Origin of the sequence: Bacteroides sp. 14(A) (genome assembly GCF_000526555.1) — a bacterium.
Lineage (GTDB): Bacteria > Bacteroidota > Bacteroidia > Bacteroidales > Bacteroidaceae > Bacteroides > Bacteroides cellulosilyticus.
The window spans coordinates 1,413,320-1,436,929 of sequence record NZ_JAGH01000001.1; the positions used below are offsets into that span (position 1 = coordinate 1,413,320).

A 23,610-nucleotide genomic window follows, 5' to 3' on the forward strand; every position below is an offset into this window, starting at 1 on the left:
ATTGTTCTCCCGGTTTATTTTGTTACGCGTTGTTAATGATACAGGCTTCTACTCCTCTATCCTGAGCAACAAATCGGTGCCCAATTTGAGCTTATAAACGTTTTTATATACTTGTATGTTCAGTTCTTCTCCGGCAATAAGTGAAATATTTATTTCTTTGCCTACATGCATATGAAGTGTACGTCCCTGATAATTTATCTGGAAGGAGTAACTGTTCCACTTCTCGGGAATGACTGGGAAGAAAGAGAGTATGCTCTCCAGAATCTGCATCCCGGCAAAGCCTCGTACAATGGCAAGCCAGCTGCCCGGCATACTGGTGATATGCAGTCCTTGGTGAGTTTCGTTGTTGTAATCATCCAGGTCAAGACGGGTGGCATGCAGAAAGAGTTGGTAAGCCTTTTCCACTTCTCCGATGCGGGCGGCAAGAATGGAGTGGATGTGTGGGGAAAGTGAAGATTCATGCACCGTCATTGTTTCATAGAAGTCGAAGTTGCGGCGGACTGTTTCCTTATCGAAATTGAAATAATACAGATATAGGCCCAACAATACATCGCTTTGTTTGATGTAGCATGAACGAAGAATACGATCCCACGACCAGTGCTGATTGATGGGGCGTTCTTCGGGTGGAATGGCATCGGTACTGTTCAGTTCCTTATCCAGGAAACCGTCATTTTGTACAAAGATCCCCAGTTCTTTATCTTCCGGCAGATACATACGGTTGATAATGTCGCGCCAGCGTTCAGCCTCTTCTTGTTGGCGGAGGTTGGTGACACGGCGTACACGCGCATATTCGTCGGGGTATTCTCCGGCAATGATCTCAAGATAGTTAAGTGTCATCCGCAGGCACTGCACACACGAGTAATTGGTGTACCAGTTATTATCTACGTTGTTTTCGTACTCATCCGGTCCGGTGACACCCAGTATCACATATTTCTGTTTTGGTTTGGAGAAAGATACCCGCTGACTCCAGAAACGGGAGACGGCAATCATTACTTCCAGTCCGTATTTGGCTACATAATCTTTGCTGCCCGTGATTGCAGCATGCTGTGCAATGGCATAGACGATGATATTATTGCGATGTATTTCTTCAAAGGTTATTTCCCATTCACTGTGGCACTCCTCACCGCTGTAAGTAACTTGCGGGAAGAGGGCGGCACCCTCTTTGAAACCCAGTTTGCGGGCATTCTCTATCGCTTTCGGTAGTTGGTTATAGCGGTATATCAACAGGTTTTTCACAATCTCCCTCGGAGTAGAGAGTAGGAAGAACGGTACACAACAAAGTTCCGTATTCCAGTATGTGTTTCCACCGTATTTTTCACCTGTGAATCCTTTCGGACCGATATTCAGGCGCGGATCATCACCGCGGTACGTCTGGCATAGTTGAAAGATGTTGTACCGGATGCCCTGTTGTGCTTCCGGATCGCCTTCGATAACCACATCCATTTCTTTCCATATATTGGCCCAGGCTTGCTGATGATCGTTTTCCAGCTTATCCCAGCCGTCTATTTTAGTCTGACGGGCTTTGGTGACGGAATGTTCTATCAGTTCCTGGCGTTCATCATAGAGCGACGAACTTATAACGGTATATTTGATGAGCATTACATTGTCTCCCGGTTTCACATCTGCCCCGATGCTGAACCCGGTTTGTTTCTCCTTTTCAATGCGTATCGGGTTCGAGGTGGTTTCTTTGCCGTTCTTGAAGAACTGATAGGTCATGGCATAGCACACTTGCGCATCTTCACGTCGGGTTTGCGTCCATAGATAAGCACAATCCTTTGTGACGCCGGAACGGAGGATATTCCATATCTTCTCGTTTGGATCATCATCCTTATTGACTATGACTGCATCCAGGGAGGGAATCAGTGATATTCTTCCCGTATAATTGATGGAGGTGACGCTGTATTTTATCAGACATAAATCGGGATGAGCCATATTGTTGATATGCTCCACATGTACCCGTATTTGGTGTCCTTTGGGAGATGTGATTTCGAAGTCCCGGTAGGAGATACCCGCTTTCATATCGAGCCTGCGGCTGAAGCTGTTCACGTCCCATTGTGCCAGGTCCAGTTCTTCGTCGATAAGGCGCAGACTGACACGACTCCAGTCTGCTGCATTGGGAATACGGGTATAGAAATGAGGGAAACCGTTTTTCCACCAGCCTACACGTGTTTTATCAAGAAAGGTGATACCGGCAACGAATGAACCACGGTATGAGTCGCTTGAATAAGGTTCCTCGAAATTGCCCCGTTGGCCGAAGCGACCGTTCCCAAGACTGAATATACTTTCTGACATTCGCAGGTTGTCGGCATGAAAGTTATCTTCAATAATATTCCATTCATCGGTTTTAAGGTATCTTTTCATGGTGTGTATCTCAATGGTGATTATGGCCGTAAAGATAAACAAATAAACGGATAAACGGCAATGATGAGGAAAAAAAGAAGACAAAGAATATCTAAAGAATAAGATGTGTTTGGTTCCTTTATAAGAATCGCCCCGATCTTTTTAAAGGAACGGGGCGATTATCGTAGAGAAAAGAGTTGTTTGTCGTAGAGGGATAGATATCTCCTTTTAAGTATGTTCTCGCGCGGATTATGCTTTTGCTTGTTCTCCTTTGGTCTCTTTGATTAAATATACACAAATGGCACCGATAATCAACATCACGCCTGCCATGACAAGCATATTTATTTCAGGCGGTAACATGCCTTTCGGGGTGAACAGAGCCAGAATACTACCACCCAGCGTAGCAGCTACAATCTGCGGAATACAGATCGTTCCGTTGAACAGTCCCAGATAGGTCCCCATGTGTCCGCCGCTTAGAGCATTGGTCAGGATGGTGAAAGGCAATGCCAGCATAGCTGCCCATGCGCAACCGATAAGCAAAAAGGAGATGAATAATACATATTGATTGTGAACGAAATACGTGGAGATGAAACCTATTCCACCCAAAACAAGACTGAGTGAGTAGATCAGTTTACGGTTCTTGAACATCGGGATACATACAGCCCAGAGTACAGAACCGATGGCCTGTACGGCAAACAATACGCCTACCCAGTCGGCAGCATTCTGATATTGGATACTCTTAGTGTCCAGCACTACTTTGTTTGCGCCGTTCACCACAGTTTCAACAGTAGGAGCATCGAATACATTGGCAGCTACACTACCATTGGTATAGGTCCACATGAACATGAAGGCAAACCAACAGAAGAACTGGACCAAACCTACTGTCCAGAAAGCTTTCGGTGCTTTCACCAGTAGTTTCACCATATTGATCTTTTCCTTTTTTTCCTCTTCGGTGATGCCATGGTATTCCGCATATTCGGCAGGTGGCATTTCTTTCACCTTTACTGTGGTGTAGATGACGCAAAGTATCAGAATGGCTGCTCCGATATAGAAGGAATATATAACTGAGTCGGGAACTACACCTTGGGGAGCTATGTTGCTGATGCCTATCCATGTAAAGATGAACGGGAATAGGAAACCTACCAAGCTACCGGCATTGCACAGGAAACTCTGGATAGAGTAGGCAAGGCCTTTTTGCTTTTCGTTTACCATGTCGCCCACCATCATTTTGAATGGCTGCATCGCCATATTGATGGATGTATCCAGAAACATCAACGATACTAATCCGAATATCATTGCCGTGCTGACTGCCATACCGAAGCTACCGGCATTCGGCAGCAGGCACATTACCAGTACGGCTACCAGTGAACCGACAAAGAGGTAAGGAATACGTCGTCCGAAGCGTGTCCACGTTTTGTCGCTTGCAGCACCTACGATGGGCTGCACGATGATACCTGCCAATGGTGGCAATATCCAAAAATAACTCAAATTGTGCGGGTCTGCACCCAATGTCGCAAAAATACGGCTGATGTTCGCACTCTGCAAAGCATACGCAATCTGTACGCCAAAGAAGCCGAAGCTGATATTCCACAGCTTCCAAAAGCTCAAATCAGGTTTTACTTTCATTCTTAATTTTATGTATTAGATATTTATTCAGTTATTTCGTCGTTCCCCTCACTACAAGATTTGTCCTCACAATCTTGTTGCTACTCTTATCATCGCCCCCTTCCAGCTTACCTGTCAGAATGCTGAAAGCGCTTTTTCCGACTTCTTCTCCATGCTGTTCTACGGTGGTCAGTTTGGGATCTGTGCTTTGGGCGATGGCACCGTCGGTAAATCCGCAGATCGATACTTCGTCGGGCACTTTCTTTCCAACCAGTTTGCAGGCATACAGAATGCCTGAAGCTGTTTCGTCATTGATGGCGAAGAAACCGTCGGGATGCTCGGAACCTTCCAGTATGTCAGGGGTGATGGATATGGCACGTTCCCGGGTATCACACAACATAATCATGCTGTCGTCTACGGGAATCTTGTATTTCTTCATGGCATCCAGATAGCCATTCCGGCGGTTCTTGGTGATTTCCAAATGCGGGGCTGCTCCATAGAACAGGATACGCTTGCAGCCTGTCTGTATCATATACTCTACAGCAGCAAAAGAACCGGCATAGTCGTCCACTACCACCCGCTCTGTTTTCAATCCGGTGCAGATGCGGTCGTAGAACACAATGGGAATATTGTTATTCAGCAAGTCCTGATAATGGTCGTATTGGGAAGTATCTTTCGCTAATGAGGCAATCACACCACAGACGCGGGCGGCAAGGAATGAATGTACGATTTTCACTTCCTGCTCATAAGATTCGTTGCTCTGCGCTACCAGAATATTGTATCCTGCTTCGGCGGCAGCCTTTTCAATGCCACTCAGCACGCACGAGAAAAAGTGATGTACCAGTTGCGGCACAATTACACCGATTGTATTCGAACGGCTGGCTCGAAGATTTACTGCAAGTACGTTAGGCTTATAATTATGCTCGCGGGCGTAAGCATGTATAAGGTTGCGGGTTTCCTGGCTGATATCCGGGTTGTCCTTCAACGCTCTTGACACGGTAGAGGGCGAGACGTTCAACGCCCGTGCTATGTCCTTGATGGTAATCTGCGGTTTATTCATGGTATTCTCTAAGTATTCCTTTATCCAAAGGTAGTGCAAACCAAAAACAATACAAAATAAGCTTGCTTGTTTTTTTATTGCTGAGGTGCAGCTTATCTTATTGAACTGACTTATCCGGTTGCAAAAATAGCTGAATACATGAAATATCGCTTCTTCATTGACAGTTATCGGGTTAGTGATTTGCGCAAACGTTTGCAAACGTTACAGAAAGTCCCGTTGTCTTTATGCCGGTATTGAACCGGTAGGGAAAGATGTTATCAATATATGAATTTTTAACAAGTGCTTCGGCTTTTGTGATTGCCATCATGCTGGCGACCACAACGATATTGCCGGAAAGCGGATTGGCTAAACTTCGTAGAGCCCGTAATATCCTTGTACCTTCTTATTTCGTGCCAATACCTGACAGCCGCACTGAAGCTGACTTTGCAAGGAATGCCAACCGGCGTCTCTCTTTATCCTGTCCCTTTCACTTTCTTTCGTATGTTTGTTGCCCTTTTCCGCAAGAAGATGTACCTTTGTGGGTAAAGTTATGTATTCCAAATTAATAATTAGAGAAATGGAAGAACTTCAAGACAAATATGTACGTTTCGACTGGGCCATCAAGCGCCTGTTACGCCAGAAGGCAAACTTCGACGTGCTTGAAGGTTTCCTCACCGTGTTTCTGGGTGAGAAAGTCACTATTTTGGAAATTCTGGAGAGTGAAAGTAATCAATTGTCCGCTGAAGATAAATTCAACCGTGTGGACATCAAGGCCCGTAACAGTAAGGACGAGATCATCATTATCGAGATACAGAATACCCGCGAACTTTATTATCTGGAGCGGATTCTTTATGGCGTTCCCAAGGCTATCACTGAGCATATCTCGCTGGGTGAAACGTACTATAAGGTGAAGAAAATCTACTCCATCAGCGTTCTCTACTTCGATATCGGAAAGGGAAACGACTACCTGTATTACGGTCAGAACCATTTCGTAGGCGTCCATACGGGCGACCACCTTCAGGTGAATGTCAAGGAGCGTGATGCCATTGTCTCCCGCATGCCAGCCGAGATATTTCCCGAATATGTCCTTATCCGTGTGAATGAGTTCGACAAAGTGGCTGTCACACCACTTGAAGAATGGATGAAATATTTGAAGGACGGTACCATTCGCCCCGATACCACCGCTCCCGGTCTGAGCGAGGCTCGCGAGAAACTGAAATACTTCTCCATGCCCCCTAAAGAGCGCATGGCTTATGACGAGCATCTGAGCGCCGTGATGATTCAGAACGATGTATTGGATTCTGCCAAACTGGAGGGAAAGATTGAAGGACGTGCGGAAGGACGAGATGAAGAACGTTTTTCCATAGCCCGCAACATGAAGCAACTGGGTATTCCTGTTGACGTGATAGTAAAGTCTACAGGGCTGACATCGGGAGAGATTGAAACTTTGTAGAATTTTTATAAAGTATGCGATACCGCCCTGTAGCCAATGAATTTTCTTCGTAGGCTATGGGGCTTTCGCCTTGCTTCCCCACCATTATGAATTTTGTATGCCAGTGGTTTTAGGTAATTTTTTAGAAAGGTGCAGGGCGTTTGTTACAGATTAATTTTATCTTTGTCCCCGACCTTTAACAAACCGAAGTGTATGCGCAGACCTGTTTTTCTTCTTCTTCTACTTATACTTTTGCAGATAACGCTTCCCGTTAAGCTGTCCGGACAGAAACCGGATTATCGCTTGTTCGATAATATCAGTCTGGGGACGGAAGCCTCTGTAATCAATTGCTTCCTGCAAGATACACAGGGACTGATATGGATCGGTTCCAATAAAGGGCTGTTCAGTTATGACGGTTATTCCACGCAGCCACATTTCACTTTCGCCAAGCGTAACAATACGCAGATTTATTGCGGTACAGTGGTAGACAGTACCTATCTTTATCTGGGTGCCGACAATGGTCTGCTGATTTATAACTATCGCACAGATACCTACGAAGAACCGGAAACGCAACTTCCGACCGATATCCGCGCATTGCTTGTACACGACGGTATGCTATGGTTGGGAACATTGAACGGCCTCTATACCTATTCGCTGAACGACCACCAACTCTCTGCCGTTACCGAAGGTATTCCACACCAGACCATCTATTCCCTGATCCGCTCTTCGGACGGGCTTCTTTATATCGGTACCTATAACGGCTTCTGTCGCTATATCCCCGCTACCCGGCATTTTGAAGAAATAGACCTGCCTCTCAGTGGCAACCGGAGCAATCAGTTTGTCAATTCCCTACTGGAAGATACGGCACGCGGCTGCATCTGGATCGGTACGGAAGGGTGTCTTTTCAGATATACGCCTGCCGACGGCCGTACTCAGCGGATTGATGCTTTCCACGATAATTCCGTCAAGTCATTGGCACTGGATGGCAGTGGGCAGTTGCTGGTGGGTACGGACAACGGTTTGTATGTATATCAGGAAGGAGAACCTTTGCTGCACGTGGTCCACGACTCCCGAAATCTGCAATCACTTTCCAATAATATCATCTGGACTATCTTTGCCGACCGGGAACATAACATCTGGCTGGGTACGGATTACGGAATTTCCATGTCACGGAATAACAATGCGTTGCGTTATATCCCCATTTCACAAATCACCGGAACGGGAGAGGGGAACCAGTTCTATTCCATGCTTCGCGATACACACGGAACTTACTGGTTTGGCGGAACTAACGGACTGATTCGTTTCACCCAGCCCCTGGGTGAAGAACAAGATGTGGCCTGGTATAAAATGGGTGATCGGAAATATCCCTTGTCACACAACCGGGTACGCCATCTTTATGAAGACCGGGAGCGGCAACTCTGGGTGGCTACCGATGGCAGCATCAGCCGTTATGATCCGAAGAACCGCCAGTTCGTCCATTATAGCATTGTGGATAGCACCCGTCGCTACAATGCCAACTGGGCGTATCATTTATTTGAAGACCGGGAAGGGAAACTCTGGATAGCCACTTGTCTCGGTGGAATTTTTGTGGTAGACAAACAGAACCTAATGCGTTCTTCCGGTGGTCCCTATATGGCAGAGAAGACGTATTCCATACACAACGGTCTTTCGGGTATGTTCATCAACCAGCTAATCCCCGACCGTGAGGGGAATGTATGGGCATTGCTGTACAACAGTGCCAATAGCATCGAGAAGATAAATCCCCGCACAGGCGAGATAACCCATATCGCCCCGGACGAGCTAACAGGCGAAAGAACCCCCAACTTCATCCTCTCTGCCCAAGACGGTCATATCTGGATAGGCTTTCCCGGTGGTGTGATGCGTGTACAGCCTAATAACAATAGTATCCGCATGCTTCCTTTCGATGAGTACAATCACTATGCAATACTTTCCATGGCTGAGGCTGACGGAAAAATCTGGATATCTACTACCGACGGTTTCTGGGTGGCAGACCAGCAAACGCTGGAAATCCGTCGGCTGAATATCACTGATAAACGTTTCACCAGTATGTTCTTCGACCGGACAAGCGGAGAATTTTACTTGGGTACGGCAGATTGCTTTGCCATATCTTCATCGGAAGCTCTGCTGGCGGAACACACCGAAAAGTCGCTTATCCTGACTGCCATTTATATCAACAACCAACTGTATCAGCCCAATATCTCACAAACTGATCTTTCACATTCCGGTACCGGACGCTCCGGCACTTCCTCATTGCCCGAACAAAGTATCCGCTACTCGCAACGAATAGAACTGGCTTATGACCAGAATAACCTTGCCTTTGAACTTTCCGACCTGCCTTATTCTCTTGAAGAAAAAAGCAAACTTGTATATCGTCTGGAAGGTGTGGATCGTGAGTGGAACTTGCTGAAAGCGAATACGAACCGTATCACTTACAATAACCTGAGTTATGGAGACTATCGTCTGTTGGTGAGTAAGTTGGACGCTTATGGAAAACCATCGGACCGGGCTTATACACTGGAGGTTCATATCATTCCCCCCTGGTACTATACTCTGTGGGCCAAGGCGCTCTATGTCTTGCTCTGTCTGATACTGGTGGTCTGGACCATCAACTTCTTCCGCGTTAAGAATCGCTTGAAGCTGGAGCGTATGGAGAAGGAGAAAATTTTGGAACAATCGCAGGCGAAAATGGAGTTCTTCACCAACCTTTCCCACGACCTAAAAACTCCGTTGAGCATGATTATCGCCCCTATCAGCAAGTTACTGCCCGGTATCAAGGATCAGCAGGAGAAGAAACAACTGGAGCAGGTGCATCGAAATGCCATGAAGCTGAATTCACTCATTCATCAGGGATTAGACTTCAACCGGGTGGATAGTGGCAACAATACGTTGTTGATACTTTCTCAAATCGAACTGGTATCTTTTGCGCGTGGCTTATTTGCTTTGTATGCAGAGGAGAAGGCGAAAGAGAAGAAACTAACTTTTCATTTTCATACCGACCGTGAAAAGATATACATACAGATGGATGCCATAAAACTGGAATCTATCTTGGATAACCTCTTGTCCAATGCCGTGAAGTACACTCCGGAAGAGGGTGAGGTAACGCTTCGTTTGCAGGCTTCTGATAAAGAGGTGCATATCTCTGTATCCGATACAGGTATAGGTGTTCCCCGGCAGGATCAGCCGTATGTTTTCCAGCGTTTCTTCCAGTCTCCCAAGACGGCAGGCAAAAAGGAGGGAACGGGTATCGGACTATATTTGGTAAAGACTTATACGGAACTGCATGGTGGTAATGTTCAACTTTCTTCAGAAGAGAATAAAGGTACTACCATTACGCTGACTCTTCCGGTGATTGCTATGGAACACTCTGCCGTAGAGGTTTCTCCGGAAACTGTTTCTTCTGATATCGAACCTGTCGCTGCCGGAGTTGAAGTTGTGGTTCCAGATACAGGTATGCCTGCTTCGGATGCACCATTGCTTCTGATTGTGGATGATACTCCGGAGGTTTCAGAGTTTATCTATCAGATACTGCATACCAAATATCGTTGCCGTTTAGCGGATAATGGTAAGATAGGTATGGAACTCACTATGGAATTAATGCCCGATCTGATTATAGCTGATGTCATGATGCCCGTAATGGATGGACTTGAAATGGTGCGTCATATCAAGAAGAATATTCCCACATCTACTATTCCCATTATCTTGCTGACGGCGAAAAGTGATAAGGAAACAGAGCTTGAAAGTATCCAGTTACATATAGATGCTTTCATTCCTAAACCCTTTGAACCGGATATTTTACTTTCGCGCGTGGAGCAGTTATTACATAGCCGGGAGACGCATGAGGCGAAAGCCCGTATGGAAGTTCTTTCCACTCCGAAGGAGATAGAGGCGGTTTCTTATGATGAGAAGTTTCTGGCAAACGTGATTCATCTGATTGAAGAACATATCTCGGACTCCGAACTGAATGTGAATGCCCTTTGTGAATGGACCGATATTAATAACAAGCAGATGTATCGCAAGATAAAGCAACTGACGGGTATGACACCTGTGGAATACATTAAGTCCATCCGCATGAAAAAGGCGGCTATGCTGCTGAAACAGCAGAAGTTTACTGTGGCTGAAGTGATGTATATGGTCGGTTTCTCCAATCATTCCTATTTCTCTAAATGCTTCCAGGCAGAGTTTGGGGTGACGCCGAAGCAGTATGTCTGAAGGGGGGGCTTTTATAAGAAGACTTCCGCGCCAAGCAGATTATTGAAATAGGTTGCATTGCGTTCATCCTCTAGTCCACCGTCGAGGGTGAACAGTAGTTGGTACCTGGTCTGTGTATTCGCCATTCCCACAATTACAGAAACCACCGCTTCCCGTTTGGGAAACTGAACTAAGGTGACTCCCTGCACCATTCCATCGGAATATTCGCTTGCAGCAAAAGCATTGTACACGGCATTGGGCACTTCATCCATTGTTTCCCAGTCAATCTGTCTCATTTCCCATTGCGCTTCGGAGTTGAACCAGACCTTTGTGTCGAAACCATTCTGTATAAAGTCCGCTACATAGTAAGTCTCATCCCGTGACCAGGCAACATCCTTGGCGGCAGGATACATCTTTTTCAGTGCTGTCTGCACATTGACAGGCGCATAATCGGCCAGGGCCGGAACTGATGTCAGGAGCATCAGAAGCAAGAAAGAATACGTCAACTTTTTCATTGTTCCTTCATTAGATTGTTATCGTTTCGAAAAGAACAACGAGTGGTGAGTTTTGTTTAGTAGAACTTTATTTATCAGGCACACTGTCGAGCGGAAGTATAAACAGGAAACGTGCTCCTCCGGTATAATTCTTATCCAGTTTCACTTCCCCTTTCAGGCGTCCGGCAATGATGGAACAGATGTTCAATCCGAGTCCTGTGCCCTGTTTGAATTCATCCAGCTTGCTGAACCGGTCGAAAACGCAATCTGCCTGGTCTGCCGGAATCCCCGGACCAGTATCTGCAACGGAGAAGGTTATCTTTCCCGGATTCTCCGTAAGAGAGCAATGAAGGTGAATCTCGCCCCGTTCCGTGTGTTTCTCCGCATTGGTCAGGAAATTGATAAGTACCTGTTGCAAGCGTTCTTTGTCCGTTACAAACAGGTAGTCATTCGGCACATCGGAAGTGAAATAAGACTTCACTTTTTTCGGATTACGATGCACAACGGAAACCATTGCTACCTGGCATAATTCATTGCAACGGTGGGGCGCCAAATGCATTCTGTATTTACCACTTTCCAGACTGGCAAGGTCGAGGACATCATTGATCAGTGTAGTCAGCAACTCGGAATTCTGCTGGATGAGCATGCTGAACTCTTCCTTTTCTTCGTCGTCAACTTCCATGTCCGGAGTAGATAATACCTGTGAGAATCCGACTATGGCATTGAGTGGTGTGCGAATTTCGTGACTCATGTTCTGTATAAAGAAGCTTTTCATCCGGTCCGATTCCTCAGCATGATCGCGTGCAACGGTGAGCTCTTCGTTTTTCTCCTGTAGGATAGCCATTGTTTTACGGCGTCTGTACAGGTAGAATATCAGGAAGCAGGTGAAAAGAAACAAGAATGAGAGCACAAGACTGAGGGTTACGATGTAATGTTGGGAGGCGCTTTGTTGCTCTTTTAAAATGGCTTTTTGCTTTTCCGCTTCTACATTGAGGCGTGCCAGATCCAGATTCCGGTTTTCCAGTACTAACTTACTATTCTCGATATTCATCATTTCCAGTTCAGACTGCGACTTTGTCCGGTCCAGTTCCAGCTGGGTATTCTTCAGGTTGAGTGCTGTATTCTGATATTCCAGGGCTTTGGCGTCCAATTTTATGCGTTCAGTACCTATACGTGCATTTAGTTCGGCGATGTCTGATGACTGTACCTGACGGTTGACAGAATCCTGATAATTGTGGAGCCAATTATTATAGATATAAGCTTTTTCATAGTTTCCTGATTTCAGATATATTTCATGATGCATCTGGTTGGCTGACAATAAATTGCGTAGGGAATCCGCTTCAGTATGTGCCTGATCGTAATTTTTATTTAGAATGAGTTTATAGATATGCAGGCGTTGTACGGCTGTCTTGCGAATGACACCATATTGTTCTATTACCTGCGTGCATTCATCATAACAAGCATTAAAATCATTAATACGCTTCATGGAATACAATACTTCGCATTTATTTAGCAGGGAGGCTACACGACTTTCATTGGTTTTAGCGGCTTTAGCAGCTTTCTCTGCATATTCCAAAGCCACTTCACCTTCGCCTTTATCCCGATAATATTCAGAAAGGTTTATATACATATATGTCGGGTCCTGATCGGGTAGGTTCTTTAGCATATATTCCAACGCATTTTTGTAGTACTCTGTGGCTACTTCCCTGTTTTGACGCATGTAGTAAATGTTCCCTAAAGTGAAGATACACGAAAATATCCCATACTCGTGCTGATCTTTGAAAGCCTGTATTTTCATTTCTTCAGCTTTTTGCAGGGCTCGCAATGAATGTCCGTTATTCAACAGGCAGTTTATTTCGTTGGTACAGGCAGAATAATAATATTGGAGATAATTATTTTTTCTTGCTTCTTCTTTAGCTCGGGTTGCTGCTTGTTCCAGTTTCTCATAATTATTGGTACTCAGATAAAAGCTGACAGGGATTGTTAACGCCAGGCATTGTGCTTTCTTGTCTTTCTTTTGCGTGGCTTCCGCATAAAGCGTATCAGCAATAAGTAGTCCTTGGGGCTGAGTACGCCATTTGATGGCACGTTGGAAGATGGGATATAATGAGTCGTCTATCTTATAGGGATTATTTTGCGCCCCTGCAGAAATGCAGAGTCCTGTGAGGAGCAGCAAAATTAGTATGTTGGTGTGTCTTCTCATTTAATCTCTTGTATAAAGAATGCGCCAAAGATACTTCTTTATGCCTAATAATTACAAGAATATGGAGAAAAAATACCAGTTCGTCCGATTAATTGTTTCTGGTTGTTATTATATTCTAATTCGGAATTTGTCTATGGATATCACTGATAATCAATGCATGTCCTTTTTGTGTTGTTTTATGTCCGATATCTGCTTTGACAAATAATAGCCCTCCATTACTTTTGCCGTCAAGAAAAACCAACTTGAATTTGATGACATGCAGAGACACATTCTTACCTTGATTATTTGTTTGCTGGCAGTAGTTGCTCCGGCACAGAACAAAGTACAAAAAAGCGTTCCTACTATTTATGTAGATGCCGGCGGCGTCATGCGTTGGTCGGATACGAAGAAAGAAGCTTCTTTCTTTGGTGTGAACTATACCTTACCCTTTGCACATGCCTATCGGGCGATGGGCTATCTGGGAGTGGACCGTAAAACTGCTATCGACCGTGATGTCTATCACATGGCACGTTTGGGACTGAATGCTTACCGTATTCACATCTGGGACGTAGAAATTTCCGATGCAGAAGGTAACTTGCTGGAAAATGAACACCTGGAATTATTGGACTACCTTATCCATAAATTACAGGAACGTGGTATCCGTACCGTTATCACGGCACAGACTGATTTTGGCAACGGTTATCCGGAACGCAACCAACCCACCGGTGGCTTTTCATCCCATTATGATAAATGTGCCGTTCACAGCGATGCTGAAGCTATTGCTGCACAGGAAAAGTATATTGCTGCTCTTGTACGCCACGTGAATCCTTATACAGGTTATGCTTACAAAGACGATCCTTATATCGTAGGCTTTGAAATAAACAATGAGCCTTGCCATCCCGGCACTGTAGTCGAAACGCGTAATTACATAAATAAGATGCTGTCCGCCCTGAAACGTGCAGGCAACCGCAAACCGGTGTTCTACAATGTCAGCCATAACCAGCATGTGGTAGAGGCTTATTATTCTACAGCTATACAAGGCACTACCTATCAATGGTATCCCATTGGGCTTGTATCCGGACATACCCGCAAGGGGAACTTTCTGCCTTCCGTAGATTGCTACGACATTCCTTTCTCCAATCTGAAAGGTTTCAATAAGAAGGCTCGTATGGTTTATGAATTTGATCCCGCTGATATTCTTTATTCCTATATGTATCCGGCCACTGTACGTACTTTCCGCACAGCCGGTTTCCAGTGGATTACTCAGTTTGCCTATGATCCTATCGACATGGCGGCATACAATACTGAATACCAGACTCATTACCTGAATGTAGCATACACCCCGAATAAAGCTATCGGATTGATGATTGCCGCAGAAGTGGCACAGAAAGTGGGCAGGGGAGAGAGTTTTGGCAGTTATCCGGCAGATACATTATTCAATGACTTCCGTGTCAGCTATGTGCAGGATTTAAGCGAACTGAATGACGGAGAGAAATTCTACTATTCCAATACGACTCAAACCCGTCCGAAAGATATTTCTCAGCTTCGCGCAATAGCCGGTTGTGGCAAATCTCCGGTGGTGAATTATGAAGGTACGGGAGTTTATTGGCTGGATCGTCTGGAAGAGGGTGTTTGGCGCTTGGAAGTAATGCCCGATGCCGTACAGGTTAGTGATCCGTTTACAAAGCCTTCTTTGGATAAAGAAGTAATGCGCATTGTCTCCGGTGCATGGGATATGACTCTGAATTTACCTGATTTAGGTAAGCAATTCCGGGTGAACGGTTTGAATAATGGAAATACATTCAGTACACAAGCTGCGAATGGTAAGATTTCGACCCTCCGTCCGGGTGTTTATCTGTTACAGCGTGAAGGTATATTTGCTTCCGGTAAATGGACTGCTGATGCTCATTGGCAGAATATTACTCTTGGTGAATATGTACGTCCATCCATTTCAGATAATAAAGGTTTTACTGTTACTCATTCTCCTGCCAAGACAGTAGATGCCGGTAAAGATTTACAGATAGAGGCCATTGTGGCGGGTAATGAAATGCCCGATTCCGTTATTATCTACACAGATAAGATATCTTTCTGGAATAAAAAGAATCTTTATCTGAAAATGAATCATACAGGTGGTTACACTTATCGTGCTACCGTACCTGCTACAGAGATAAAAGAGGGTTGTTTTAGGTATAACATCGTCGTTTGTCAAGGCGATAAGCGACAAACGTTTCCTTCGGGAGTAGCCAGGAGTCCACTGGATTGGGACTATACTTCGGCTACCCTGTGGGAAACCAACGCAGTCGCTCCTGAAAAATCACTGTCTCTGCTGGAAATAGTGGATGCTGACAGTAAATTGGATACATATACTATGCCCGAATGGAGCCGTACGAACCGGCAATTAATACAAAATGCACCGACAGAGAAGCCTACCCTGCGCATCACCTTCGAGTCTAAAGATAAGGCACCCGTCTTTGTTCTTCGTTGCTATATTAAGGACGATATAAACGGACGCCCTGAGCGACTCGCTTCCTGCCATACTTTGTGTATCCATGCGAAGAAGATCCCCGAAGGACTAAAAGCCGGCTTCATTACTTCTGACGGATATACCTATCTTGCTTCGTGTGCCGCTGCGACTGATGGTATCATTCGTGTATCCTTGCAGGATTTGAAGCAAACAAATACAGCTTTACTTCCCCACGCCTATCCGGTCTTCCTTGATCATTATTTCCGTCCGCAGACTGAAATACCTTTCAGGGTAGAGGGGATTGAAACTCTTGAACTCTCCTTTGACGGAGTTGCTGAAAAGACTGCGGAAATAGAGATAGGGAGTATCTGGCTTGAATAAAATAACTACAATTTTTCATCCGCAGATGACACATCTCTTTAGATTTGATTATGTAACACTTTAAAACAAATACCACGTATGAGAAACAAAATCTTAAGTTTTCGCGTCACAGCGTTCTTTTGCCTGCTGTGTATCGCATTGTTAGGAACTGTCAGCCCGGCCTTCGCACAAGAGGGAAAGAAAATAACCGGGCATGTTGTAGACGACACGAACGAACCACTAATCGGTGCCAGTATCCTGGTAGTAGGTACCAGTACGGGTGTAATCACCGACCTTGATGGAAACTTCAACATCATTGTTCCTTCGGGAGCTACCGCCTTACAAATATCTTATGTAGGCTATGAAACTGTAACTGTACCTGTGCCAAGCGGTAACACTGTAAATGTGAAAATGAAAAGCGATGCACAGATGTTGAGTGACGTCGTTGTCATTGGTTACGGTACGCAACGCAAGAGCGACCTTACCGGTTCTGTTTCCAATGTCAGTAGTAAGGATTTTAATTCCGGACTGATTTCCTCGCCTGAACAACTTATTAACGGTAAAGTATCCGGTGTACAGATTATGAGCAATAGTGGTTCACCCACAGCCGGAAGTACCATCCGTATCCGTGGCGGTGCTTCGCTGAACGCCTCGAACGATCCGCTTATCGTCCTCGACGGTGTACCCCTCGAAGCAGGAGGTATCAGTGGCAATACCGGAAACTTTCTTAGTTTGATTAATCCGAGTGACATTGAAAGTATGACCATCTTAAAAGATGCTTCTTCTACTGCCATTTACGGTTCACGTGCTTCGAACGGTGTTATCATTATCACTACCAAGAAAGGCAGCAATGACCGTATGAAAGTAAGTCTCAGTACTACCAACTCCATACAAACTCGTACGAAACTTGCCGATATGCTTTCGCATGACGAGTTTGTAGATGTGATCAACAGTCGTGGTACAGATGCACAGCGTGCTTTGCTGGGTACTTCCAATACCGACTGGAACGATCAGATTTACCAGAATGCTTTCGGAACGGATAATAACGTCAGCATTGCCGGACGTTTGGCAAAGAATTTTCCGATACGAGTTTCCATCGGCTACTATAACCAGAGCGGTTTATTGAAAACCGACAAGGCGGAACGTCTCACGGGTAGTGTTTCTCTGTCTCCCAGCTTCTTTGACGACCACTTGAAAGTAAATGTTAATGTAAAAGGCTCTGTCAATAACAACCGTTTTGCCGAAACCGGTGCTATCTGGGCTGCTGCTACCTATAACCCCACTTTACCTGTTTATTCCGGTAACCATGCTTTTGGCGGATATCTGGAAGCACTCGACAATGTGGGTGAGCCGGTAAATGCTGCTGTTCTCAATCCTTTGGGCTATATCAAGCAAAATAAATCAACTAGTAAAGTTACCCGCTTTGTGGGCAATGCGGATGTGGATTATCGGGTACATTTCCTGCCTGATCTGAAATTTCATGCTACATTGGGTTACGATTATGCAGAAGGTAAGGGAAAGGTTTACGTTCCTGCTGAGGCTATGCAGTACTACACTACCGGTGGTCGTGATTACAGTTATGGACCGCAAAAGAACACCAACCGTTTGCTGACTACTTATCTTAACTATAATAAGTACCTTGACTCGTGGAAAAGCAATATCGATGCCACTGTCGGTTATGATTATCAGTTCTGGAAAAGTACTTCCCCGTTGTATAGTGAACTAAACACTCTGGGAGCTGTACAAAGTACTTCCGCAGCTACTGACCAGCGGCATGCACTTATTTCTTATTATGCCCGTTTGAACTACACCTTCGATTCCCGTTATATGCTTACAGCTACTGTTCGCCGTGACGGAACCTCACGTTTCAACAAAGACAACCGCTGGGGTACTTTCCCTTCCGTTGCTCTGGCGTGGAGAGTGAGCGAAGAAGCTTTTCTGAAAGATAACACTGTGCTGAGTAATTTGAAACTTCGTGCCAGCTATGGTGTCACCGGACAACAGGATGGCATCGGCAACTATAATTATCTGCCTGTCTATACTTACAGTCAAACTGGTGCGGAAGTACAGTTTGGTGATCAGTTTATCAATACTTATCGTCCCGAAGCCTATGTTTCCGATTTGAAATGGGAAACCACTACTTCCTGGAATGCCGGTTTCGATTTTGGTTTCCTGAAAGACCGTATCAGTGGTAGTTTTGATTTCTACACGCGTAAGACTGAAGATCTGCTTGCTACCGTAGCTGCCCCTGCCGGAAGTACTTTCGATAAGACTATATTGACCAATGTGGGAAATGTGGATAGTAAAGGTATTGAAGTTACCTTGAATGCCACTCCGATACAAACTAAGGATTGGAACTGGGATGTCAGCTTCAATATGACCTGGCAGAAGATGAAAGTAAAGAACCTCTCACTTGTAGAAAGCAGTGCCGTTACCAACACAGCGGTAGGTCCGTGGATTGACGGCTATCAGTTCCAGGTCTTGAGTGAAGGTTATGAACCCTATATGTTCTATGTATATCATCAACTTTATGATGAGAAAACCGGTAAACCCATTGAAGGTGCCTATACCGACCTGAATGATGACGGTGTGATAGATAGTAACGATCTCTATCGCTACAAGTCTCCGGCTCCCGATTTTATCTATGGTTTCAGTACCTCGCTTCGTTATAAGAAGTGGACACTGAGCACCAGTCTTCGTGCCAATGTAGGAAACTATGTGTATAATGGTATGGCTATGAATACCGGGGCATGGAGTACTGTCAGCTATAATACATATCAGTTGAATAATCTTAATAGCAGTTACCTGAAGACTGGTTTTCAGAATCGCCAGTATCTGTCAGATTACTACATTGAGAATGCTTCTTTCCTGAAAATGGATAATCTGTCACTGGCTTACAACTTCGGTCGTATTTGCAAGTGGTTCAGTATGAATGCCAGTGTAATGGTACAAAACGTATTCTGCATTACCAAGTACACAGGTGTCGACCCGGAAGTGCCTAACGGTATGGATGTATCTTTCTATCCGCGTCCGCGCACTTATTCACTGAGTCTGGGATTTGAATTCTAAGTCATCATTAAAGCTGAAAAAACAATGAAAAAGATATTTTATTCCGTACTGTTCATAAGTACCTTCATTTTTTCTTCTTGTGTGGGCGATCTTGATCAGTTTCCGCACAAAGAAACCACTTCTGCCGATGTATATGCAGAAGCCGCCAACTACAAAGCCGTATTAGGCAAACTCTATGTTTCTTTTGTTACTGCCGGACAGGAAAAAGGCGGTGGCAATGCTGATCTCAGTAGCAATAACGGTCAGGATTATATGCGTTGCTATTTCAATTTGCAGGAGTGTGGCACCGATGAACTGGCATCTACCTGGCTTGAAGGTGATAAGGTAGGTGATCTTACTTATCTGACCTGGGATGCTAATGATACCTGGGTATCGGATATGTATTACCGTATCTATTATACTATCGCTTTGTGTAACGAATTCCTGCGCAATGCGGGTGATGATCAGATTGCCAAGTTCACTGAAAGCGAACAGGCAGACATCCGCCATTACCGTGCTGAAGCTCGCTTTATCCGTGCTTTGGCCTATTATCATGCACTCGATCTTTTCCGCAATATCCCGTTCGTAACAGAAAACGATCCGGTGGGTAGCTTCCTTCCGCCTCGTTACACCGGAACACAAGTGTTTGAATACATCGAGTCCGAACTGAAAGATATCGATACTGATTTGCTGGACCGCAATGCTTGCGAGTATGGCCGCGCCTGTAAACAAGCTGCCTACACTTTGCTTGCTAAACTTTATCTGAATGCGAAAATATATACGGGTAATGAACATTGGACGGATTGCATCACCTATTGTAAAGAGGTAATTAAGGCGGGTTATACTCTTGAAGATGATTATGCGAAGCTTTTCAATGCTGATAATGACAAACGTACCAATGAAATCATTTTCTCATTGCCGGTAGATGCTGCACGTACAGTTTCCTGGGGAAGTACTACCTATATTATCTGCGGTGCCGTAAGCAATGCTTCCGATTATCAGAAACCGGAGAAATACGGTGTGACCAGTGCATGGGGAATGTTCCGCATTCGTGGCGAAGTTCCCGCGTTGTTTCAGGAGGGTGATGGCCGTGCCATGTTCTTTACTGAAGGGCAGACTCAGACAGTAGATGTGATAGACAACCAGAGTAATGGTTATTTTGTGGAGAAGTGGACGAACCTGACTGATGCCGGAGAAGCTGCTTCGAATACAGTAGACGGTGGAGTGAATACAGATTTTCCGTTGTTCCGTTTGGCCGATGTATATCTTATGCTGGCTGAGGCCGTGGTACGCGGTGGTTCCGGTAGTGACGTTACTACTGCACTGGGCTACGTGAACGAATTGCGTGAGCGTGCATTCGGTAGCGATGCAGGTGCTGTCACCAGCGGCGAACTGACTCCGGACTTTATCCTTGATGAACGCGCCCGTGAACTTTATTGGGAATGTACACGTCGTACGGACCTGATTCGCTATGATAAATTTACTACTTCCAGTTATCTGTGGCAGTGGAAAGGTGGAGTGAAAGACGGTCGTGCAGTTAATAGTAAGTATAATATCTATCCTATTCCGACTACAGACCTTACGGCAAATCCTAATTTATACAATGAAAACTATTAATACCTTATGAAGATTATGAAGACAATAACTAATTTCCTCTTTTTGCTGGTAGCGGCTGTGTGCTTTGTCGCTTGCGAGAAGGATGGAGACAAAATATATCTGAATAGTATAGAAGCCGGTGATCTGATGGCTTCGGAAAGTGAAGTCGTTCTGTCACAGGATAACAGTAAGGATATTGTTCTGTCACTGGCATGGACGCGGGACAATCTGGCTGTCAGCGATCCGAATGTATCAACTCCCGATTTGATAACGATGACTTTACAGGCATCTACTGCCAGTGACTTTTCGTCTGCGGTGGTGGAGTCTGTAGAAACTTCCCTTTCTAAAGTTTATACGGGTGCTGACTTAAATACGGTAGCCAAGAATCTGGGGGCTACTCCGGATGTAGCCAATACATTTTATTTCCGTCTGATGTCGAAGACCGGAAGCAATATGGAGCCGGTTTACAGTAATACGGTTACTGTATCCGTTACCCCTTACACCATTGATATGAGTGTGGGTTACGTTCTCGATACCAAACAGGCTGATACCGGACTGACACTTTATTCGGCTGCTTCCAATGGTGATTATGTAGGTTTTATGGGAGTCTCCGGTTGGTACAATTACTATCTGAAAGAAGGTGACGGTACTATTTGGGGAAATGACGGTGTAACCGGAACAGCTTTCCTGATGTCTTCTGAAAATGATTCTGACAAGCGCTGGAACTTCTGGTTCCCGGGACGGAGCGGCTGCTACTATGTAGATGTAAATACCAGTAAGAAAGTCTGGTCGGCACTTTATATTCCTTCCTTGACCGTTGCAGGTGACGTTGCAGGTGAAATGACTTTCGACCGTGCGAATGTGAAGTGGACGCTTACTTTCAATGCTGCGCAAGCCGGAAATGTAAATCTGAAAGTTTCAGGTATCGGCAGACTATATGACTATTCTACCGGGACGGAAAAGTCTGATACGGATGAGAATCCCGGAATAGAAACTCCTGTAGGCTTTGTACAAAGCGGAGAAAATCTTACCTTTGGCGGGCAGGCAGGTGATATTACGGTAAATGTTGCTACTGCGGGAGAGTGCACATTGGTTATCGACCTGAGTAATCCGAAACAGTGGAAGGCGGAAGTGACCAGTGGCAGTTCCGAACCCGAACCGGTAAGAGAAACCCTTTATATGCTGGGTATCAGTGAGGGTGAAGATAGCTGGACGTTCGATAATCATCTACGTCTTTACGATGAAGATAATTTGGGATATGCAGGAGTGGCGGATGTCAATTCCCCCTGGGGATATCAGATTGCCATTGAAGATGGAAATTGGGGAGATGTTTATAAATTGGGTGAAGGAGATGCTAATGCCGGAACATTGGCTTTTGGTACTGAGAATAATATTCCGGCTCCCGATGGCGGTCTTTATTTCTTTGATGTATCGCTGAAAGCATTAACTTATAAGTTAACGGCTTTAGGTAGTGAAATTTACGTTGCCGGTCTTAATAAACTGGAAGATGAAACGTGGACTTTCGAACCACTGCCGGCCGCAACTACCGCCGGTGTGTTCAGTGGCAGTATCACTATTACACAGCCGTCAGCCTGGGGCTTTAAGATTTACCTGTTCGATAATAACTGGGATTATGTATATGGCGGAAATGGTGGAAAGCTTTATTACAAAGGCAATGGCATTACAGATGATGCCACACTGGCTCCGGGTACATATACTCTGACCGTAGATTTAATTCATGCAACCTATACCATTGAATAAAAGAGAGAAATTATGAAACTTATGAATATATTAGTAGCCGGCTTGCTCCTATTGGGAGCCGCCGCTTGCAGTGACGACGATAAACCGACATTCCCCGAAGAACCGATTTATGATATGACCGGCTTTGCCAAAGGTGCCGATGTCAGTTGGTTGACACAGATGGAAGCATCAGGAAAGAAGTTTTATACAGCCTCCGGTCGTGAAACGGAGTGCATGACTTTACTGCGCGATCTGGGAATGAACTCTATTCGTCTGCGTGTATGGGTGAATCCTTCGGATGGTTGGTGTAATAAGAATGACGTACTGGCGAAAGCCTGGCGTGCTCACCAACTGGGGATGCGGTTGATGATTGATTTCCACTATAGTGACGTTTGGGCAGATCCGGGAAGTCAGCACAAACCTGCCGCATGGGAAGGATTGTCTTTGGATGAATTGAAAGCGGCAATGACTGCTCATACTAAGGATGTGCTGAGTGCCCTGAAGGATAAAGGCATCACTCCCGAATGGGTGCAGGTGGGGAATGAAACAGGCCCTGGTATGCTGTGGGATACGGATGCTGCTGTAAGTGGTGGCATGGGTGGTAATGGCGTGGAATATGTTGAGAATAAAAAGAATTTCTCAGACTTTATTACTACCGGTTGTGTGGCTGTGAAAGAAGTGTTCCCTAATGCCAAAGTGATTGTTCATTTGCAAGGAGGAGACGATAACAATCTGTATCGCTGGATTTTCGATGTACTGAAAGAGAACAATGCTCAATATGACGTGATCGGCATGTCCCTTTATCCGGGAACGGATACTTGGAAGACGATGACTTCTTCTTGTATCGCCAATATGAAAGATATGGTAAGTCGCTACAACAAGGAAGTGATGATTTGTGAAGTCGGCATGTCATGGGATGAGGCCGCAACGTCGAAAGAGTTCCTGACCGAACTGATAGCTCAATCGAAGGCTATAGATGAGTGTTTGGGTGTCTTCTACTGGGAACCTCAATCCTATGGTGGTTGGAATGGCTATACATTAGGTGCTTTTGATGAAAGTGGCAAACCGACCGTTGCAATGGACGCATTTAATCAATAATAT

The 23,610-nt window shown here is 45.2% G+C and carries 13 protein-coding genes; 8 read left to right on the forward strand and 5 right to left on the reverse strand.

All coding sequences use genetic code 11. The features are described from left to right. Nucleotides 1-48: 48 nt before the first annotated feature. The 3 genes from K429_RS0105260 to K429_RS0105270 form a co-directional block, all read right to left on the reverse strand. Nucleotides 49-2,361 carry a family 65 glycosyl hydrolase domain-containing protein gene (locus tag K429_RS0105260; protein ID WP_025726251.1) on the reverse strand — a complete coding sequence of 771 codons (2,313 nt, stop codon included), beginning with the start codon at nucleotides 2,359-2,361 and terminating at the stop codon, nucleotides 49-51. Between the two features lie 228 nt (nucleotides 2,362-2,589). Beyond that, complete coding sequence (locus K429_RS0105265) at nucleotides 2,590-3,966, reverse strand: SLC45 family MFS transporter (RefSeq protein ID WP_025726252.1); 1,377 nt, start codon at nucleotides 3,964-3,966, stop codon at nucleotides 2,590-2,592. Nucleotides 3,967-3,997: 31 nt separating this feature from the next. Further along, nucleotides 3,998-5,005, reverse strand: coding sequence for a LacI family DNA-binding transcriptional regulator (locus K429_RS0105270; RefSeq protein WP_007217410.1), 1,008 nt, complete (start codon nucleotides 5,003-5,005; stop codon nucleotides 3,998-4,000). 251 nt (nucleotides 5,006-5,256) lie between these two features. Here K429_RS0105270 and K429_RS30810 point away from each other — a divergent pair, with 251 nt between their 5' ends. The 3 genes from K429_RS30810 to K429_RS0105280 all read left to right on the forward strand — a co-directional run bounded on the left by K429_RS30810 (nucleotide 5,257) and on the right by K429_RS0105280 (nucleotide 10,646). Continuing rightward, complete coding sequence (locus K429_RS30810; protein WP_044096367.1) at nucleotides 5,257-5,550, forward strand: hypothetical protein; 294 nt, start codon at nucleotides 5,257-5,259, stop codon at nucleotides 5,548-5,550. A gap of 11 nt (nucleotides 5,551-5,561) precedes the next feature. Further along, nucleotides 5,562-6,437 carry an Rpn family recombination-promoting nuclease/putative transposase gene (locus K429_RS0105275; protein WP_025726253.1) on the forward strand — a complete coding sequence of 292 codons (876 nt, stop codon included), beginning with the start codon at nucleotides 5,562-5,564 and terminating at the stop codon, nucleotides 6,435-6,437. Between the two features lie 192 nt (nucleotides 6,438-6,629). Then, nucleotides 6,630-10,646: a two-component regulator propeller domain-containing protein gene (locus K429_RS0105280; RefSeq protein ID WP_025726254.1), complete on the forward strand. Its 4,017-nt coding sequence runs from the start codon at nucleotides 6,630-6,632 to the stop codon at nucleotides 10,644-10,646. 11 nt (nucleotides 10,647-10,657) lie between these two features. Here the strand turns inward: K429_RS0105280 and K429_RS0105285 are convergent, their stop codons facing one another. Both K429_RS0105285 and K429_RS0105290 read right to left on the reverse strand, forming a co-directional pair. Continuing rightward, nucleotides 10,658-11,140 (reverse strand): PepSY-like domain-containing protein, encoded by a 483-nt coding sequence (locus K429_RS0105285; RefSeq protein ID WP_025726255.1) that lies wholly within the window; start codon nucleotides 11,138-11,140, stop codon nucleotides 10,658-10,660. Between the two features lie 67 nt (nucleotides 11,141-11,207). Next, on the reverse strand, nucleotides 11,208-13,322 hold the full coding sequence (locus K429_RS0105290) for a HAMP domain-containing sensor histidine kinase (protein WP_025726256.1): 2,115 nt from the start codon (nucleotides 13,320-13,322) through the stop codon (nucleotides 11,208-11,210). Between the two features lie 256 nt (nucleotides 13,323-13,578). Between K429_RS0105290 and K429_RS0105295 the strand changes: the two genes are divergently transcribed. The 5 genes from K429_RS0105295 to K429_RS0105315 all read left to right on the forward strand — a co-directional run bounded on the left by K429_RS0105295 (nucleotide 13,579) and on the right by K429_RS0105315 (nucleotide 23,607). Next, nucleotides 13,579-16,146: a hypothetical protein gene (locus K429_RS0105295; protein WP_025726257.1), complete on the forward strand. Its 2,568-nt coding sequence runs from the start codon at nucleotides 13,579-13,581 to the stop codon at nucleotides 16,144-16,146. Nucleotides 16,147-16,224: 78 nt separating this feature from the next. Next, nucleotides 16,225-19,194 carry a TonB-dependent receptor gene (locus K429_RS0105300; protein ID WP_025726258.1) on the forward strand — a complete coding sequence of 990 codons (2,970 nt, stop codon included), beginning with the start codon at nucleotides 16,225-16,227 and terminating at the stop codon, nucleotides 19,192-19,194. A 24-nt stretch (nucleotides 19,195-19,218) separates the two neighbouring features. Further along, nucleotides 19,219-20,790 (forward strand): RagB/SusD family nutrient uptake outer membrane protein, encoded by a 1,572-nt coding sequence (locus tag K429_RS0105305; RefSeq protein ID WP_025726259.1) that lies wholly within the window; start codon nucleotides 19,219-19,221, stop codon nucleotides 20,788-20,790. A 15-nt stretch (nucleotides 20,791-20,805) separates the two neighbouring features. Continuing rightward, complete coding sequence (locus K429_RS0105310) at nucleotides 20,806-22,530, forward strand: DUF5114 domain-containing protein (RefSeq protein ID WP_025726260.1); 1,725 nt, start codon at nucleotides 20,806-20,808, stop codon at nucleotides 22,528-22,530. A 12-nt stretch (nucleotides 22,531-22,542) separates the two neighbouring features. Beyond that, entirely contained in the window at nucleotides 22,543-23,607 is a 1,065-nt protein-coding gene (locus K429_RS0105315; RefSeq protein ID WP_044096372.1) for a glycosyl hydrolase 53 family protein, read from the forward strand. Nucleotides 23,608-23,610 lie beyond the last annotated feature (3 nt).